General features: G+C 58.1%; 1 pseudogene. It reads right to left on the reverse strand.

The features are described 5' to 3' along the window. Positions 1–1,488, reverse strand: a pseudogene (gene rpoB / locus AC1DVH_RS30995) (DNA-directed RNA polymerase subunit beta); the annotation flags it as partial.

The raw sequence follows: 1,488 nt of genomic DNA on the forward strand, positions 1-1,488 counted from the left end.
ACCTGCTTCGGCGATACGTCCATCAAGGTGACGTCTTCCGGCGCCTTGACGGTGAATTCGTTCAAGTGACGAACAGCTACCAGCTCGTCGATCAGGACCTTCTTGTCGTTCATCGTGGCCGAAGCCTGAGCGATCACGTGATCAGCTTCTTCGATAGCGGACAGGAACACGATCTCGTCGGTGACCAGAGCGTCTTTCACCACACGGTACGGGCTCTCGAGGAAGCCGTACTGGTTGGTGCGCGCATAAGCGGCCAGSGAGTTGATCAGRCCGATGTTCGGACCTTCCGGCGTTTCGATCGGGCAAACACGACCGTAGTGCGTCGGGTGTACGTCACGAACTTCGAAGCCGGCACGCTCACGAGTCAGACCGCCAGGGCCGAGTGCAGAAACACGACGCTTGTGGGTGATCTCGGACAGCGGGTTGTTCTGGTCCATGAACTGGGACAGCTGGCTGGAACCGAAGAACTCTTTCACCGCCGCAGCCACTGGCTTGGCGTTGATCAGGTCTTGCGGCATCAGGCCTTCGCTTTCAGCCATCGACAGGCGCTCTTTGACCGCACGCTCAACACGTACCAGGCCAACGCGGAACTGGTTCTCGGCCATTTCGCCTACGCAGCGAACACGACGGTTACCCAGGTGGTCGATGTCATCGACGATGCCTTTACCGTTGCGGATGTCGACCAGGGTCTTCAGTACCGCGACGATGTCTTCCTTGCACAGCACGCCCGAACCTTCGATCTCGGTACGACCGATACGACGGTTGAACTTCATCCGGCCGACCGCAGACAGGTCATAGCGCTCAGGGCTGAAGAACAGGTTGTTGAACAGGGTCTCGGCAGCGTCTTTGGTTGGCGGCTCGCCAGGACGCATCATGCGATAGATCTCGACCAGCGCTTCCAGTTGGTTGCTGGTGGAGTCGATCTTCAGGGTGTCGGAGACGAACGGACCGCAGTCGATATCGTTGGTGTACAGAGTTTCGATGCGAACAACCTGAGCCTTGGCGATTTTGGCCAGGATCTCGGTGTTCAGCTCGGTGTTGCACTCTGCCAGGATTTCGCCGGTTGCCGGATGCACGATGACCTTGGCGGTTGTACGACCCAGGACGTAGTCCAGAGGCACATCCAGCTCTTTGATCCCGGCTTTTTCCAGCTGGTTGATGTGGCGAGCAGTGATACGACGACCTTGCTCGACAATAACCTTGCCTTTGTCATCCAGAATATCGAGGACGGCGATTTCACCGCGCAGGCGCTGAGGCACCAGTTCCAGGCTCAGGGTCTCGCCCTTCACGTGGAATACGTTGGTGGTGTAGAACGCGTCCAGCACTTCTTCAGTGGTATAACCCAGCGCGCGCAGCAGTACCGAGGCAGGTAGCTTGCGACGACGGTCGATACGCACGAACACGCAGTCTTTCGGGTCGAACTCGAAGTCCAGCCACGAACCGCGGTAAGGAATGATGCGTGCGGAGTACAGCAGTTTACCGGAGCTG

This window comes from Pseudomonas sp. P4_C3 (assembly GCF_056402075.1).